The organism is Phyllobacterium sp. T2-21 (assembly GCF_055378485.1).
In genome coordinates this window covers 1,204,261-1,219,954 of the sequence record NZ_AP027912.1, presented here as the reverse complement: position 1 = coordinate 1,219,954, position 15,694 = coordinate 1,204,261, and the positions used below count along the sequence as shown (strand labels likewise).

The 15,694-nt window shown below is 58.1% G+C and carries 20 protein-coding genes and 2 tRNA genes; 4 read left to right on the top strand and 18 right to left on the bottom strand.

Translation table 11 applies throughout. The features are described from left to right. Nucleotides 1–85: 85 nt before the first annotated feature. From ACZ5FP_RS06090 to ACZ5FP_RS06065, 6 genes are all read right to left on the bottom strand, one after another. Nucleotides 86–331, bottom strand: a complete 246-nt coding sequence (locus ACZ5FP_RS06090; protein ID WP_464662751.1) for a hypothetical protein — start codon at nt 329–331, stop codon at nt 86–88. Nucleotides 332–634: 303 nt separating this feature from the next. After that, nucleotides 635–910 (bottom strand): hypothetical protein, encoded by a 276-nt coding sequence (locus ACZ5FP_RS06085; protein ID WP_464662750.1) that lies wholly within the window; start codon nt 908–910, stop codon nt 635–637. A 536-nt stretch (nt 911–1,446) separates the two neighbouring features. Further along, entirely contained in the window at nt 1,447–1,665 is a 219-nt protein-coding gene (locus ACZ5FP_RS06080; protein WP_223611805.1) for a hypothetical protein, read from the bottom strand. 136 nt (nt 1,666–1,801) lie between these two features. Beyond that, nucleotides 1,802–3,058 (bottom strand): glycerate kinase type-2 family protein, encoded by a 1,257-nt coding sequence (locus ACZ5FP_RS06075; protein WP_464662749.1) that lies wholly within the window; start codon nt 3,056–3,058, stop codon nt 1,802–1,804. A 5-nt stretch (nt 3,059–3,063) separates the two neighbouring features. Further along, complete coding sequence (locus tag ACZ5FP_RS06070; RefSeq protein ID WP_464662748.1) at nt 3,064–3,375, bottom strand: Dabb family protein; 312 nt, start codon at nt 3,373–3,375, stop codon at nt 3,064–3,066. A 153-nt stretch (nt 3,376–3,528) separates the two neighbouring features. Next, the gene (locus tag ACZ5FP_RS06065; RefSeq protein WP_464662747.1) at nt 3,529–4,830 is read right to left on the bottom strand and encodes an amidase; all 1,302 of its coding nucleotides are present in this window, start codon (nt 4,828–4,830) and stop codon (nt 3,529–3,531) included. Between the two features lie 188 nt (nt 4,831–5,018). Here ACZ5FP_RS06065 and ACZ5FP_RS06060 point away from each other — a divergent pair, with 188 nt between their 5' ends. Beyond that, nucleotides 5,019–5,162 (top strand): DUF1127 domain-containing protein, encoded by a 144-nt coding sequence (locus ACZ5FP_RS06060; RefSeq protein WP_346306010.1) that lies wholly within the window; start codon nt 5,019–5,021, stop codon nt 5,160–5,162. Nucleotides 5,163–5,219: 57 nt separating this feature from the next. On the opposite strand, the gene ACZ5FP_RS06055 is transcribed toward ACZ5FP_RS06060, so the two are convergent. Further along, a complete protein-coding gene (locus tag ACZ5FP_RS06055; RefSeq protein WP_403169942.1) occupies nt 5,220–6,065 on the bottom strand; it encodes a MipA/OmpV family protein in 846 nt (281 codons plus the stop codon). Between the two features lie 280 nt (nt 6,066–6,345). Here ACZ5FP_RS06055 and ACZ5FP_RS06050 point away from each other — a divergent pair, with 280 nt between their 5' ends. Further along, nucleotides 6,346–7,188: a glycosyltransferase domain-containing protein gene (locus ACZ5FP_RS06050; protein ID WP_464662746.1), complete on the top strand. Its 843-nt coding sequence runs from the start codon at nt 6,346–6,348 to the stop codon at nt 7,186–7,188. A 105-nt stretch (nt 7,189–7,293) separates the two neighbouring features. Here ACZ5FP_RS06050 and ACZ5FP_RS06045 read toward each other — a convergent pair. Continuing rightward, nucleotides 7,294–7,369: transfer RNA gene (locus ACZ5FP_RS06045), tRNA-Phe, on the bottom strand. A gap of 191 nt (nt 7,370–7,560) precedes the next feature. Between ACZ5FP_RS06045 and ACZ5FP_RS06040 the strand changes: the two genes are divergently transcribed. After that, nucleotides 7,561–8,634, top strand: a complete 1,074-nt coding sequence (locus ACZ5FP_RS06040; RefSeq protein ID WP_464662745.1) for a Gfo/Idh/MocA family protein — start codon at nt 7,561–7,563, stop codon at nt 8,632–8,634. Between the two features lie 31 nt (nt 8,635–8,665). Here ACZ5FP_RS06040 and yacG read toward each other — a convergent pair whose 3' ends face one another. The 9 genes from yacG to ACZ5FP_RS05995 form a co-directional block, all read right to left on the bottom strand. Then, nucleotides 8,666–8,872 (bottom strand): DNA gyrase inhibitor YacG, encoded by a 207-nt coding sequence (yacG, locus tag ACZ5FP_RS06035; RefSeq protein WP_374042664.1) that lies wholly within the window; start codon nt 8,870–8,872, stop codon nt 8,666–8,668. 11 nt (nt 8,873–8,883) lie between these two features. Continuing rightward, complete coding sequence (locus tag ACZ5FP_RS06030) at nt 8,884–9,510, bottom strand: Maf-like protein (protein ID WP_403169935.1); 627 nt, start codon at nt 9,508–9,510, stop codon at nt 8,884–8,886. 59 nt (nt 9,511–9,569) lie between these two features. Beyond that, the gene (gene infA, locus ACZ5FP_RS06025) at nt 9,570–9,788 is read right to left on the bottom strand and encodes a translation initiation factor IF-1 (RefSeq protein WP_008122731.1); all 219 of its coding nucleotides are present in this window, start codon (nt 9,786–9,788) and stop codon (nt 9,570–9,572) included. Between the two features lie 136 nt (nt 9,789–9,924). Beyond that, nucleotides 9,925–10,404, bottom strand: coding sequence for an arsenate-mycothiol transferase ArsC (locus ACZ5FP_RS06020; RefSeq protein WP_223611819.1), 480 nt, complete (start codon nt 10,402–10,404; stop codon nt 9,925–9,927). Further along, entirely contained in the window at nt 10,401–10,886 is a 486-nt protein-coding gene (locus ACZ5FP_RS06015; protein ID WP_223611821.1) for a UPF0262 family protein, read from the bottom strand. The genes ACZ5FP_RS06020 and ACZ5FP_RS06015 overlap by 4 nt, the downstream gene beginning before the upstream one ends. A 7-nt stretch (nt 10,887–10,893) precedes the next feature. Continuing rightward, nucleotides 10,894–12,186 (bottom strand): histidinol dehydrogenase, encoded by a 1,293-nt coding sequence (hisD, locus tag ACZ5FP_RS06010; RefSeq protein WP_464662744.1) that lies wholly within the window; start codon nt 12,184–12,186, stop codon nt 10,894–10,896. Between the two features lie 21 nt (nt 12,187–12,207). After that, a complete protein-coding gene (locus ACZ5FP_RS06005) occupies nt 12,208–12,645 on the bottom strand; it encodes a DUF2948 family protein (protein WP_223611825.1) in 438 nt (145 codons plus the stop codon). Between the two features lie 135 nt (nt 12,646–12,780). Then, on the bottom strand, nt 12,781–14,070 hold the full coding sequence (gene murA, locus ACZ5FP_RS06000) for a UDP-N-acetylglucosamine 1-carboxyvinyltransferase (RefSeq protein WP_223611827.1): 1,290 nt from the start codon (nt 14,068–14,070) through the stop codon (nt 12,781–12,783). A gap of 117 nt (nt 14,071–14,187) precedes the next feature. Further along, nucleotides 14,188–14,385: a hypothetical protein gene (locus tag ACZ5FP_RS05995; RefSeq protein ID WP_464662743.1), complete on the bottom strand. Its 198-nt coding sequence runs from the start codon at nt 14,383–14,385 to the stop codon at nt 14,188–14,190. A gap of 154 nt (nt 14,386–14,539) precedes the next feature. Between ACZ5FP_RS05995 and ACZ5FP_RS05990 the strand changes: the two genes are divergently transcribed. Continuing rightward, nucleotides 14,540–14,614, top strand: a tRNA-Thr gene (locus tag ACZ5FP_RS05990). An 86-nt stretch (nt 14,615–14,700) separates the two neighbouring features. On the opposite strand, the gene ACZ5FP_RS05985 is transcribed toward ACZ5FP_RS05990, so the two are convergent. Beyond that, nucleotides 14,701–15,687 carry a glycosyltransferase family 2 protein gene (locus tag ACZ5FP_RS05985; protein WP_464662742.1) on the bottom strand — a complete coding sequence of 329 codons (987 nt, stop codon included), beginning with the start codon at nt 15,685–15,687 and terminating at the stop codon, nt 14,701–14,703. Nucleotides 15,688–15,694: the final 7 nt, after the last annotated feature.

Genomic DNA, 15,694 nt, shown 5'->3' with positions numbered 1-15,694 from the left:
GCGGCAACCGATTCATGATTCACAAAATTTGAAGCCATGTTCAATGGAGGACAATGAATCCCCGCGCCCTGAATTGAACCAGTATTCAGTTCTTCAGGACCCGCAGACCGGCAGACTCTGCACGCAATTCCATTCCGACAAGCGCACGTGTTTCCTGGGACAATTGTTCATCGGACTCACGGATAGCCGTTTCAATGAAATAGGCGATCATCTCAAAGCCTTCACCATCGGCAATAGCGCACAGTTTCGAGAGTTCTGTTTTCAATACTTTCAGCGTCTGAACTCTTTTGTTCATGCTATTCTCTCCAGATCCCACCAGCGGCACTGCCATTTTTTCTTTTCATTGAAACATTCACACTATTGCAGATAAAAATCCATGTTGCAGACCGCGTGATCAACAAACTCCACGGCACAATTTATGGATATTTTCCTCAGTAGTTAATTGTTCTTGCAGTTTATATTGAAAGTTTTCTAACGGTATTATTAGCAAAATTCACCGCTTGAAAAGCCCCGCAATGATCACAACTTTTGGCAATAACTTCTTACCTTGATTCAAATTTACATAAAATTAGAATTACTTGCGAACAACATCATGAATGCATTCATTTATTTTTTCCGGCCCCAAATTTATCGGTCAGAGCCGGGAAATTCGCAGCTGTGGTTTTCCGCATATTTCTTTTGATCCAGACTTCACAGCCTTGTCGATCAGGCCGGAAGCAAGGTCTGAAACCACTTCGACGGCGATATCTTCCGGCAATCCGGTCTCGGCCATTCCGGCTTTCATGGCGGCAAAACTTGCCGCACTGTCGGTTCCGCAAATATAGGCTTTGGCTTCCAGCAAGGCGGCCCGTTCAAACTTTTTGTTGTAGATCTCACTGGCCTCGGACGGCGCTGCGGCCTGCCCCTTCATGCTGAAGGCTCCTGCCGGCTGGATCGACAATGCCGACGCTATCATCGCTACCATAAGGACTGACGCTGATATTTTACGCATCTTCTCGGCCTCGATTGCGGAGGTCCGATGCTTTCATCATCGGCCCCTTTACGAAGCATTAACGAATCAGGATGCCCGAAAGTTCCGTTCGCGCGCTCAACTCGGCGTGATGGCCAGGTGATAATTGAACGCTTCTTTGCTGCATTGCACCAGGCGCATTGCTGCTATGCAATATTATCTGTATTAAATCACATCAATGGAGTTATTGTTGGATCAGGAATTTTCGACAGCGTCACCTCCTCCCGGCTCTGTCGAAACGGTCGGCCTCTTCTCCTCCCAGAAGGCCTTCCATAACCAACGAAACCCACCGCACCTCCTCCCGCGGTGGGTTTTGTTGTTTCAGGGCTTCCCACACTCCCCTCATGCAACACGCCAGACGAAAACACCGGCCGGAGTTTGATCTCGCGGGCCGGTGCTTTGAAGAACATTCACGTCTTTGACGGTGTATCCAGGTCTTACTGCACCGCGTTCTGCGCGCCCGGTGTCTCGGGAACCTTTGACGGAACGGCCTTCTGGGTCAGGGACTTGGGTGGCGGAACAAAATGCGTGTCCTTCGCCGGCGACAGGGCATCAGCTGCTGCTTTCGGACTGTTGCTCGTGCTGGTACTCGTGCTTGTGCTGCAGGCCGCAAGGGCCAGAAGAGACAAGACAGCCAAGGGTAATGCAATGCGCATTCGACATTCCTTTGTTTGCATGAAAGAGCCGCCCAAGCGACACTTAGGACAATCGCGCCCGCTTGACCACCCAATCCAAGCCATCGAGCGTCAAATAAAGCGCGGGCACGGTCCTTGAAAACCGGACAGGCGTTCCCTAGCGAATGAGGATCGCCCTGAGGTCATTGACATTGGTGCCGGTTGGTCCCGGGACGAAGAGATCGCCGATGGCATTGAACGCCGACCAGGCATCATTGCCGTTGAGATAGGCGGATGCGTCGAGCCCCTTGGCCAAAAGCCGCGCGATGCTGCTGCTGTCGGCAAAGGCCCCGGCATTGTCCTCCGAGCCATCGATCCCGTCCGTGTCCGCCGCAAAGGCGCTGATACCGTCATATCCGTCGATATCGAGCGCCAGGGACAGCAGGAACTCGCTGTTGCGGCCGCCCTTGCCTTTTCCCCGCACGGTCACCGTGGTTTCACCGCCGGAAAGCAGAACCACGGGTTTGGCAAACGGCTGATTTTTCGCCAGCACCTGCTTGGCCAGAGCCGAATGCACGTGCGCCACCTCCCGCGCCTCGCCTTCAATGGCATCGGACAACACGATTGCCTCCACGCCAAGTGAACGGGCGGCATCGGCCGATGCTTCCAGCGAAACGGCAGCGGAGGCAATGACCCGGTGCTCATGCGACGCAAATACCGCATCTGACGGCTTGGGCGCGTCGGCCGCTGCCGACTGCAGGTGTTTCAGGGCTGCCGCCGGCAGAGCGAGACTGTAGCGCTCGACGATCCGCAGGGCATCCTCGCGGGTTATGGCGTCGGCAACGGTCGGACCTGATGCAACAAAGGCCGGGTTGTCGCCGGGTATATCGGACACGATCAATGAAAAGACGCGGGCGGGATAGGCGGCCGCAGCCAACCTTCCGCCCTTGATCGTGGAGAGATGTTTGCGCACGGCGTTCATCGCGGAAATCGGCGCTCCCGAAGCGAGCAGCGCCCTGTTGACTGCGATCTCGTCATCGAGGGTCATGCCATCCGGCGGCGATGGCAGCAAGGCCGACCCGCCGCCTGAGATCAGCGCGACCACCAGATCATCGCTGGTCAGGCCCGAAACGGTTTCGAGCAGGCGCTTCGAGGCAACAAGACCCGCCGCATCCGGCACGGGATGCGAAGCTTCGATGATCTCGATGCGCTCGCATGGGACACCAAAGCCGTAACGGGTGACCACCAGCCCTTCCAGCGGGCCATCCCAGGCCTTTTCAAAGGCGCTTGCCATCTGCGCCGAACCCTTGCCCGCACCGATCACAATGGTCCGGCCCTTGGGCTTTTCCGGCAGATGCGCGGCAATCGTGCGCTGCGGATCAGCGGCAGCGACGGCGGCTTCAAACAGCTTTTTGAAAAATTCCTTATCCTGCATGCGCGTCACATATCCAGATCAAAGACAAAAACACCCTGAACGCCGTCGGCAGCGGCGGCAACAATGCGCCCGCCGATGGCCCTGTGCCCGGCGTCGTCAAGGTAGGTGTCACGTGCATCCGCATCGGCGAAATCGATGATGAAGCCTTCGCTGAAGCCTTTGTCCATGCCGGTTTCCGGACTGACATTGGCACCGGCATGAAAGGACAGGACGCCGGGCAGTTTTCCGCACAGCGTTGCAAGATCGTTGTATATGTCCTGGCGGGTAGCGGCGGCGGCATCACCGCGAAAACGAATAAAAACACAATGGCGTATCACGGAAGAGACTTTCACTGATGGTTAGCGGCCCAATTGTACGGTGAAGCAGCAAGGCCTGGCATTATCTTGGATCAATCGACGCGTATCCTGACGGGATTGCCGAAAATTGCGAGCGCTATTTCCGCCTCCTGCGCAAATTTCTCTGGACGGAACCTAACCGAACAATCGTTCCACCGACATGGCCATCGACAACAGGCGGCGATCCGCGCCATGCCGGGCAAACAGCATTAGCCCTCCGGGCAATGCCAGGCCCGGCATGGGAATGCTGATCGCGGTCAAATCGAACTGGTTGGCAATCTGCGGGTTGCGCAACAGGAGGCCTTCCGTGCGTTTGTAGAATTCCTCGTTCTCGCTCACGTCAGCGATCAGCGGAGCCGTCATCGGCACCGTCGGCAGAGCCAAGAGATCATAGGCGGCAATATGCCGGTCCATTTTTCGCACCAGCGCCTGCCGCTTTTGCATCACGCCGATGTAGTCGGCTTCCGCAACACTCAAGCGCCGCCGCAAGGTTTTCTGGACGCGCTGATCCACATCAAGCCCGGTCTCGTTCAGCCAGTCCGCATGAACCCGGCTGCCTTCGATCCCGGCAATGGAGCCGACCGACGTCGCTTCAGCCATTTCATCGACCAGTTCATCCAGCATGCATTCCACCAGGATCGCTCCGGCTTTTTCGCATAGAAGCAGGCTTTCCTCGAATGCCCGAGCGATAACCGGCTCCATTGCGGAGAGAACCTCCCCCTGCGGCAGGCCGATGCGCAGGCCTGTCAGGGACAGCGGTTCAGGGACATCCGGGGCCTCGCCCGCCATCACCGCATCCGCCACGGCGCAATCGGCGACCGAGCGCGCCAAGGGACCAACGGAGTCAAGACTTGGCGCCAAGGGAAAAGCACCCTGCAGGGGAATGCGCTTTGCCGTGGGCTTGAAACCGGCAACACCATTCAGCGCCGCGGGAATGCGGATGGACCCGCCCGTGTCCGACCCTATGGAAATCTCGCTCGTGCCATCGGCGACAGAAATCCCGGCGCCGGTCGACGATCCGCCAGCAATGCGGCTGCTATCGCGCGCGTTTCCGGCGATGGGATAGTGCGGATTGAGGCCAACGGCGGTGAAGGCAAACTCGGTCATGATGGTCTTGCCGAGAATGACAGCGCCGGAGCGCCGCAAACGCTCGACGATCACCGCGTCCTTGACCGGAGCCGGCGCACTCTGGCGCATGCGCGAGCCAGCCAGGGTTGGTTCGCCAGCCACATCGAACAGATCCTTGATCGAAACGATCCGGCCATCGAGGCCGCCAAGGCTGGTCCCCTCGCGCATCCGCCGGTCCGAGGCGTCCGCCTCCGCCCGTGCGGTGGCGGCATAGAGCTTGACGAAGGCATACCCGTCTCCAGCAGCGATGGCTGCAAGGCTTTGCTCCAGTTTATCACGCACAGATCCGGCCGATTGAGACAAAGGCATCCTCCCCTCACACATGAACTGCATTGTCTATAACGCCGCCTGCTGAAAATTCAAAAGGGGGTTCGGAATGCCGGTTATATTGCTATGCAGCATACTCATTGCTGCCATGCAACATTAGCAATTTTCATGTGGCCGGACGCGTCGCACTATTTTCCCGGGAGGTTGATCAAAAATAAGGGGAATACCAAATGAGCCTTCGCAACCATATCCAGAAGTGGCGCCAGTATCGTCAGAACCTGTATGAATTGAGATTGTGCACCGATCGCAATCTCGCCGATCTGGGCATCGCCCGCTCGGACATCCGCCGCATCGCGTGGCAGGCCTGCGACTGAGCCTTTCAACAGCTGCATTTATATGGACTTAATCGAGCGGGCCGTTATCGGCCTGCTTCAATGACCGACGCCGAATGAGTAATTCCAGGTCACGCCGATTGCCTTCTGGTCCTTGGACCCGAGTTTCGGCACAATCGGACTATCCTCCGCATCGCCCGCCAGCCGGTCATACCGGCCGAACACCTGAACGCTCCACGCATCGGAGAATGAGTAGGTGGTGGCGGCGACAACCCCGTATGATTTGACCCCGCCACCGGGCGTGTACGGCTCGACGCGGTGGTTGTTGTGGGATTCCTCTTCCGTCACACCGAAGGTGTTGCGCATATAGGTGCTGTCGGCAAGCGACAGGCGGGGCCCGACAGAGAACAGAAATTTATTATAGCGCTGGAATACGTCAGCCGAGAGATCGGCGACGAGCCCCTCAGAATTATTGAAAGCCTGCCTCACCTCGGCGCGCACGCGCAAACGATCCTGGATCGGCCAGAACTGCGCGAATACGCCGCCATCCACGGTCCATGACACATGGCGCAGGCCGACAAAGCCCCGATCATCCGAATGGGAACGGCCGGACCGGAAACCGATGACAGGGCCGATCTCCAGCCCGCCGAGGGTCAGCAGCGTATAGTCGATATTGTCGTCGGGCGCACTCATGCCCTCGGGCTCATCGCCACGCCGGATATCGAAGGACGGCATGAAACCGAAGCCGTTGGCGCGCGCACCTTCAAACTTGCTGCCATATTCGACGCTGGCGCCAACCGTCACGATCCAGCGCGCCGGATTGACGGGCTTGCCGTCGCTGGCAATCGGGTCAGAATCTGCCGCAAAGGCACTGTGGGCAGTGGCGGTCACAAGACCAGCGCACGCCAGTGCGGCGGCAAATTGCCTTATACTCCGATACATCATCTCAAACGGTTGTCCCGATTTGCAATCATCCAGGATTGCCCCACCAGCAAAATTCATTTCCCTGGCCAATGCCAGCGCCATTCTCATCAGAGAAAATAGGCGCTTGAATGATATAAGTCACCTTCTGAACGGAAACGACAGAAAAATCGATATACGCAGTGAATCAATTTTAAACCAGAGGCAATCCACAGGGACACGCGCCCTTCAGGCAAACAACGCCATCGCGGCGGCGGGGCTGTGAGCATATTGCCTTTTTACAACCGCTGATTTAGTGACGGTTATGATGTTACTCTCGAAGCTTCGAATAGTATTTCTCCGCGCAGTTCGACGTGAAAACAAGCGGCGCGTTGTCTATACTTGCCTTTTTGGGTACTCCGAACGCTTCGCAGATTTTGAATACGACCGGCCAGAGAATACAGATTTCGTCTGCTTCACAGATGATCCGAAACTGTCTTCAGATTTTTGGCGGGTTATTCACGTGCCCGCCTCATCGCTCGATCCGCACCGGACATCCAAAGGCTATAAAATTCGACCGCATCTGTATTTCCCCAACCACAAATACAGTCTCTATCTCGACAATACGGTGAAACTGAAGAAGCCGGTCTCGACCATATTCGACGAGTTTGCGGCCTCGAGAGATATGATGCAGGCGTTTGTTCATCCTGAGAGAGATTGTGCCTATGACGAGGCCAGGGTTGTCGCTGATATCGGATATGACAGAAAATCCATCGTCGAGCAGCAAATGGCACGCTATCGAGAGCTAGGTTATCCGCAGACCAATGGTTTGAATGTCGGAACGCTACTGCTGCGCAAGCACAATGAGCGGCGGGTCGTTGCCGCAATGAATGCATGGTATGAGGAAGTGCTGAAGTTCTCGAAACGCGACCAGCTCTCCTTCAATTTCATACAATGGCGTCATGGCTTGCAGGTATCGCCAATCCGCGGATCGCCGCACGAAAACGAAATGATGGAATGGCCAACTGTTTTGAACAGCCAAAGGCTGCCGCGCGACTTCGAAGACAACAGGTATCTGGAACTCAATCAGGACGTCGCTGTTGCCGCGGTAAATCCGCGTGAACATTACTTGCATTACGGGATAAGAGAAGGCCGATCGTATAAGTGATTGCCATTCTATGGCCCTGATGTCTGCTGCACCACGACGCAATATGAAATCGGCTGACATCCGACGTGACTATCAAGCAAACCATTGACCATATTGAGAAAGAAGTGGTGCCCAGACGCGGATTCGAACCACGGACACGCGGATTTTCAATCCGCTGCTCTACCAACTGAGCTATCTGGGCACTTCAGGCATTTCCGTTATCCGGCAAGCCTTTCTGACAGCGTTGATTTTCCGTCAGAAGCGGGTGGGTTATAACACTAAAAATCCCCCTGTCCAGCATCAACTGACGAATTTTTTGCCGTTTTTCTGCCTCTTGCAAACAGCATGCATTGATGCGTTGTTTATTATCCAAAGAGACAGGATTCGCATTTCATGGATGAAACGGGGGACAAAGCTGCCAGGAGCAGTGCTTTTGGCTGGGGAATCATCGGCAGCGGCGAGATCGCTCAGCGATTTGCCGCCGATCTTGCGTTTGTTCCGCAGGCCTTCATCGCCGCCAATCACTCCCGCTCGCTCGCCGATGCCGAACAGTTTCGCGATGCATTTGGCAGCAAGTGTGCCTATGGCGATCTTGATTCCCTGCTGGCGGACCCGGCGGTCGACGCCGTCTACATCGCAACACCCAATTCCATCCATCTGGCGCAGGCCCTGAAGGCCGTGCGCTCCGGCAAGGCCATCCTCACGGAAAAGCCCATTGCGCCATCCCACACGGAAGCCTCGGTCATCCAGCGCGAAGCAGCCCGGATCAAGGTCTTTGCCATGGAAGCTATGGAGACCCGCTTCCTGCCGGCTGTCGTGGCGGCCAAAGCGAAAATCGATGCGGGTGAGATCGGAACGATTCGCCGAATCACCGCGGAACTCGCTCATGTCGAGGACTACACCCCGGAAAACCGCCTGTTCAACCGGTCCCTCGGCGGCGGTGCCACGCTTGACCTCGGCATCCACGGCGTCTCCCTGGCGATGCATTTTCTCGGTCAGCCGCAAAAAGTATCCGGCCTGTGGCACGCCGCGCCGAATGGCGTGGATATGAGCTCGGAAATAGCGCTGCACTATGATGGGGCCGACGCGATCCTGTCCTGCGGTTTTGATCGCAACGGCGCGAATCATTGCGTCATCGAGGGAACGCAGGGCACGCTGCGGCTGGATGCCCCGTTTGACAAGGCGCAGCGGCTGACGATGTACCGGCCCTTCCTGGTCGCGACACCCTTCGGCCCGCTGAAACGGTCGGGAGGCCTGCTTGGCAGACTGCTTGATCGCCTGCCGGTCCCCGGGCGCAGGAGCGAAGACTATCCGTTTGAAGGAAATGGCCGGCAGTTTGAAGCCATGGCGGTGATGGACGCCATGCGCAAGGGTGAAACAAGCGCAAGGACCATGCCCCTGAGCGACAGCATCCATGTCCTGCGTGCGATCAATATCGTGCTGGCCAGCCCGCCACACCGCGTGTGATCAAGCTCTGAAACGTTTCACGGCGGTGCGTTCAGCGTTCGGTGTCGTCTTCGCTGTCGTCGGCGCTTTCAACCGCCGGAAGAACATAGGCACCCGTCAGCCAGCGGTTGAGATCGACATTGCGGCAGCGGCTCGAGCAGAAGGGATAGTGCTCCCGCTGTGACGGCCGCTTGCATTCCGGGCATGGCCGTGTCGGCCGCAATGGCGTTACCTTCGCCGCGCTGTTGTTTTCGTCCATCAGTCCAAGACCTAGTGTGCCGATGATTGCCAGTTGGCATAGACGGGATAACCCTCGCCATGCAGGAGACCGGCTGTCTCGTAAAGCGGCAGGCCGACCACGTTGCTGTAGGAGCCGACAAGCTTGACCACAAAACCGCCCGCAAGTCCCTGAATGGCGTAGCCACCGGCTTTTCCGCGCCATTCACCCGATGCAAGATAGCTCTCCAGCTCCTCGCGCGAAAGACGCTTGAAGCGCACCCGGGTTTCGATCAGATCCTGCCGGATCTTGCCCTTCGGCGTGACAAGGCAAAGACCGGTGAAAACGCGGTGCGAACGGCCGGACAAGAGGCGCAGGCAACTGGTTGCGTCGTCGAGAATCTCAGCCTTGGGCAGAATGCGGCGGCCAACCGCCACTACGGTATCGGCAGCGATGATGTAAGACTTGCCAAGGTCCGCGTCACCCTTCAACTCGTCTGCCACCTTTTCGGCCTTGAGGCGCGACAGACGGCGTGCGAGCGAACGCGGGTGCTCGGCACGCAAAGGCGTTTCGTCCACGTCGGCGGGCAACAGGCGATCAGGCTCCAGGCCGATCTGGCCCAGCAGCGCCAGACGGCGCGGCGAGCCGGATGCCAGAACCAGTTTGTGTTGATCGCTCATGAACGCATTCCTGGAAATTCGTGTCCTGCGGACAAGTCAGGCCGAAGCCGGGAGGACTGTTATTTGAAGCGGTAGGTAATGCGACCCTTGGTCAGATCGTATGGGGTCATCTCGACAAGGACCTTGTCACCCGCCAAAACGCGGATGCGGTTCTTGCGCATACGGCCGGCCGTGTGAGCAATGATTTCATGATCGTTTTCAAGTTTGACCCGGAACATCGCGTTGGGCAGCAGCTCCGTCACGAGACCGGGAAACTCTAGTACTTCTTCTTTCGCCATGCGTAGTTCTATCTCCAGAAAGGAATTTGCGGTCACACTCGACCGCAATTTTGGGCGGAACCTATAGTATTGCGCGGCATTTGTGAACAAGGGAGTTCAATGCAATTGTGCACGGGCTGACAAAGGTTCGAATTGCCTAGCCGAAACGCGCTTGAATATGGTGTTTGAGGTTGTCGCGCACGTCGCGGTAGGCCTCCATGATCTGGTCACGGCGTCCGCGCACCAGCGTCGGATCGGGTGTCGGCCAATATTCCACATGGACCGATGTCGTTCGCGTCAGCTCCAGCGCCATGTGATGGGCCTTGGGCGACAGCGTGATGATCAGGTCGAAATAGTCGTCCTCAAGCTCTTCGAAGGTGCGCGGGTGCAGGGAAATGCGCTTTAACCCGAGTTCTTCTAGCACGGCATCGACGAATGGGTCCGGTTCGCCTTTTTCAACACCGGCCGAGGCAACATAGACCCGGGGCGGCAGCAGGCTGCGGGCCAGCGTTTCGGCAATGGGCGAACGGATGGAGTTCATGCCGCAGATGAACAGCACCGCACCGGGCATGCTCCGTTTGGCAGGCTCCTGCCCGTCCGGGAGCTTGTCGGGTTCGGCGCCCACTGGTCCGCTCATCCCCGCCAATGCAGCACACACACCAGGGTAAAGAGGCGGCGGGCGGTGTCGAAATCCACCTCGATCTTGCCGTTCAGGCGATCCATCAGCGCTTGCGATCCTTCATTATGCAGCCCCCGCCTCCCCATATCGATGGCTTCGATCTTGCTGGGACTGGATGAGCGGATGGCCTCGTAATAGCTCTCGCAGATCATGAAGTAATCCTTCACCACCTTGCGCAACGGCGTCAGCGACAGAATATGGGTGACCACATCATCGCCGGCCTCGCGCGAAATGGCAAAGACGAGACGCGACTCGATCAGTGACAGTCTCAGGCGATAGGGACCCATCCCCTCGTCATTGACAGGACGGAAGCTGTTTTCCTCGATGAGATCAAAGATGGCAACGGCGCGCTCATGCTCGACATCGGGCGTGGAGCGGCCGATGGTCTCGTCCAGCTCCACATCGATCAATCGCGCATCGGTATTGCCCGTTGCTGTCATTGTCACCCTATAGGTTCAACCGGATGGCGACGGAATTGCCGTGCGCATCAAGACCTTCGGCGCGCGCGAGTTCTATCGCCGCCGGCCCCAGAGCGCGCAACTGTTCCACACCCAGCTTCAGGATGGACGTTCGCTTGACATAGTCAAGCACCGAAAGGCCGGAAGAGAACCGGGCTGACCGCGCTGTCGGCAGGACATGGTTGGAGCCGCCGACATAGTCGCCGATCACCTCGGGCGTGTAGCGGCCAAGGAAAATGGCCCCGGCGTTGCGCACGCCCGCCAGCAGGGCTTCCGGATCAGCGGTCGCGATTTCCAGATGCTCGGCCGCGATACGGTTGACCAGCGGCAGTGCAGACTGCAAATCCTGAACCTGGATGACCGCGCCATAATCGCGCCAGCTGGCGCTTGCGGTTTCCGTCCGGGGCAGTCTTGCCAGTTGGCGCTCGACGGCGGTGATAACAGCATTGCCGAATGCCTCGTCGTCAGTGATCAGGATCGACTGCGACGCCGTATCGTGCTCGGCCTGGGCCAGAAGATCGGCAGCGATCCAGTCCGGGTCGTTGTCGCTGTCGGCCAGAATGAGAACCTCCGACGGACCTGCGATCATATCGATGCCGACCGTGCCGAAAACGCGGCGCTTGGCAGCGGCCACATAGGCATTGCCTGGACCAACGATCTTCGACACCGGTGCTATGGTTTGCGTGCCATAGGCCAGCGCGGCGATCGCCTGGGCACCGCCCACCCGGTAAATCTCGGAAACGCCGGCAAGGCGTGCGGCCACGAGAACCAGCGGATTAAGCTTTCCGTCCGGAGACGGCACAACCATGACGATGCGCTCGACGCCGGCAACCTGGGCCGGGACAGCGTTCATGAGGACCGAGCTCGGATAACTCGCCGTGCCGCCCGGCACGTAAAGCCCGACCGATTCCACCGCCGTCCAGCGCGACCCGAGTTCCACACCCAGTGCATCGGTGTAGCGGTCGTCCTGCGGCATCTGCCGCTGGTGGTGGGAATGAATGCGGTTGCGGGCGAGCTTGAGCGCCTCGACGGTTTCCAGCGGCGCTGCCGCCATCGCCGCATCGATTTCGGCTGGTGTGATAGCAATGCCGTGCTGCACAAGGTCGATACGGTCAAAACGCTGCGAATACTCGATAAGCGCCGCATCGCCTTCGGTGCGAACCCGATGAATAATATCGGCAACCACGCGATCCACATCCTCCGATACTTCGCGCTTGGTCAGAAGAAACGCGGAAAACCGGGATTCAAAATCAGGGTCGGACTGCCTCAACACCAAAACCACAATAACTGCTCCTCTTGCCCGTCAGGCTTCGTGTTCCGGCTTGAAATCGGTTTCCCATGCGGGCCCGAGATCGGTCAGCTGGGCCTCGATGGCTTCCACCTCGAGCCGCAATGCCCTGTTGGCAGCAAATGTCAGCTCGATCACGCCTGACGGCGCATCGCCAACGATGAAGCGGATCGCCAGCAGGGAAAGCACGTCGTCCTTGAAACGACGGTCGATGCCGGTTGCCTTGAGGCTTTTCACCCGGGCGAAATGCAGTGCCGTGCGCCGGCGTTCAAAACTGCGGTGGCGTTTGCCATCGGCGGCCAATTCCCAGACAAACCGGTTGACGGCCAGCACCAGACGGCTTTCGGCCGGCAGATAATCGATATCGGCTATTTTCAGCACCGAATCCTGCAGATGCGCAGAAAGGATTTGCAGATCTTCCTCATCAAGCGCGATGAGTTTGAGAGTGTCCATGTCTACCCTTTGCATAACTTTTCAGGACCATGGCGCGCAAAACACGCCATGCTCCCTTCCCTGTTAGAGGAAAGTTCAGGCAAATGGAATTCTGCTGCGCGGAGAAAGTGCGCCAGCAGAAAAAACAGCCGGGAATCAGTCGCTGATACGCTCGACAACCGCACCGCAACGGGACAGTTTTTCTTCCAGACGCTCGAAGCCGCGATCAAGGTGATAAACGCGGTTGACCGTCGTTTCGCCTTCGGCGGCCAGACCGGCGATAACCAGCGAAACCGATGCACGCAAATCCGTCGCCATGACCGGCGCGCCCTTCAAACGTTCCACGCCTTCGATCTTGGCCGTTTGCCCCGAAAGCGAGATTTTCGCGCCAAGGCGAGCCAATTCCTGCACATGCATGAAGCGGTTCTCGAAAATGGTTTCGGTGATGTGGGACGTGCCCTTGGCCTTGGTCATCAGGCCCATGAACTGTGCCTGCAGATCGGTCGGGAAACCCGGGAATGGCTGGGTGGTCACATCGACCGGCATGATGCCATGGCCGTTGCGCACAACACGCAGACCGGAATTTGTTTCGGAAATTTCCGCACCGGCCTGTCCGAGCGTCTCCAGCGCCGCACTGAGAAGGCTGGCATCGGCGCCTTCGAGGATCACGTCACCACCCGTCATGGCAACGGCCATGGCGTAGGTGCCGGTCTCGATACGGTCGGGAATGACGCGAACGCGCGCACCGGAGAGGCTGGTCACGCCCTCGATGGTGATGGTCGGCGTGCCTGCACCGCTGACGCGGGCGCCCATGGCATTGAGGCAATCGGCGAGGTTGACGACTTCGGGTTCCTGTGCGGCGTTCTCGATGACGGTTTCGCCCTTGGCCAGGGTCGCGGCCATCATCAGCACATGGGTGGCGCCGACCGATACTTTCGGGAAGGTGAAGCGCGTGCCGACGAGGCCGCCCTTGGCGCTGGCCTTGACGTATCCGTTTTCAATGTCGATGTCGGCGCCGAGCGCCCGCAGACCATCGATGAACAGATCGACCGGACGCGTGCCGATGGCGCAGCCACCCGGCAGCGATACGGTCGCAACGCCCATGCGTGCCAGAAGCGGCCCAATGACCCAGAAACTGGCGCGCATCTTGGACACGAGTTCGTAGGGGGCGGTCGTATCGACAATATTGCGGGCAGTGAAGTGGATCGTGCGGGAATAGGCGCCGTCCTGGCGTTCGCGGCGGCCATTGACCGAGTAATCGACGCCATGATTGCCGAGAATGCGGATCAGCTGCTCCACATCGGCCAGATGCGGTACGTTTTCGAGCGTCAGCGTATCATCCGTCAGCAGAGACGCGATCATCAACGGCAGGGCCGCATTCTTGGCACCGGAAATCGGGATGATGCCATTGAGCTTATTACCGCCAACAATCTTGATACGATCCATAATGTGTCACTTTCGCGGGGATAGACCCGTCCTGTCGTTGAGACCCTTTGCAGAGCCGGTTGATCTAAACCATCGCAGAGAATGGTTCAAGAAATGCTTCGATCGCGACGCGACCAGTCAAGATTCCGAAGACGGGGTATCGGAGGATGTCTGTTCTGCAGCGGTGATTCCCTCGTCCCGCTCATCTGCAGCCCCGGAGCGCCGGGAACGTATTTGCTGTTTTCGCCGCGCCAGATTCGCCCGCAATTGTTCTGAACGCCGCTTCTCACGGCTTGTTTGCTCGGAATTCGGGTTTTTCGAAGACGGCGATGTCATAAGTTATCTTTCAAAATCCGTGCGCCCCAACGCGGCTTTTATCCACGTAAATACAGGGCTTTTGGCAAATACTGATATTTTGCCCAAGAGATTACAATTGCTTGCTTGCGATTTGAGCAATGATATGGCAGAAGTCCGCCGCGTTCGCAAATCAGCTGCGGTAGCTCAGTGGTAGAGCACTCCATTGGTAATGGAGAGGTCGCGAGTTCAATCCTCGCTCGCAGCACCAGTCTTTTCGATGATCGGACGATCATTCCGTGCGCGAACGTTATCCACAGATCATTTTGACGATACAGCCTGATCGCTGACCAGGGGTCATGTTCCGCTGACGCGCTTGTAGTGGGCTGATTCGCTGCCCATGCATGCCCGCAGGACGCCGACGATACTGCCAAGGCGCGATGCAGCCTTGACCAGTGTTCTTCCCCGCGTGAACGGCACGGCGATCAGGTAGAGGCAAAGCGACAGCAGGCGGCCAATGAGCGAGCCGGGCAAACGCAGGAGCGTTGCGGCCCTGTGCTTGTTCAGCTTTGTGCCCATTTCAATGATGCTGATGTCCCGGCTGCGCCGGTATTGATAGGCGAAGGTCAGCCGGTCCTGCGGTACGGTTTCATAGGCAACGGCTGCCGGGGTCCAGCCTGTCTTGGCACCGAGCCTGCGCGCGTCCGCCCACAAGCGCCAATCCTCGCCGCCAGCCAGTGCAAGCGCATTGTCGAAACGCACGCCGGTTCTGCGGAAGAATGCCAGATCTCCCATCCAGCTGCCGGTGGCGATCCGTATCCGGTCGCCCTGTCCGGCATTGCGCCTGCGCAGGTACTTTGCTTCGCTGTTCCGGTTGGCGCGGTCCATGCCGGACCAGATCATTTTCTGCCACACCGTCACATCCGGACCATGCGGTGCGAGCCGAACCGGAGACCCGATAATATCAAAATCAAAGGCGTCACGCTCGGCAAGCAGCTGAACGAGCCAGTCCGGTTCGACGGTTTCGTCGTCGTCGGCAAAGGTCAAAAGGTCATCGCCGGCATCGAGCGCACAGTCCAGAACCCGATTGCGGGCAAAGGCAATGCCGAGACGCGGCTCAACTTCGTACTGAACGGTGGACTGCGGCAGCAGCGCCCGGAACGTTTCCACCACGTCGGAAAGGGTTGGCTGGTCATTGTTCTCGACCACGACAAAACGGATGCGGGTACCCGCCGGAACCTGCATCCGCGCATAGGATTCGAAGAGGTTTTTCAGCATCAGCGGCCGATTGCGGGTGATGGTCCCGACGCAGATGCTGCGTTCCCTCACCGATTCTGCGGACACAGGATTT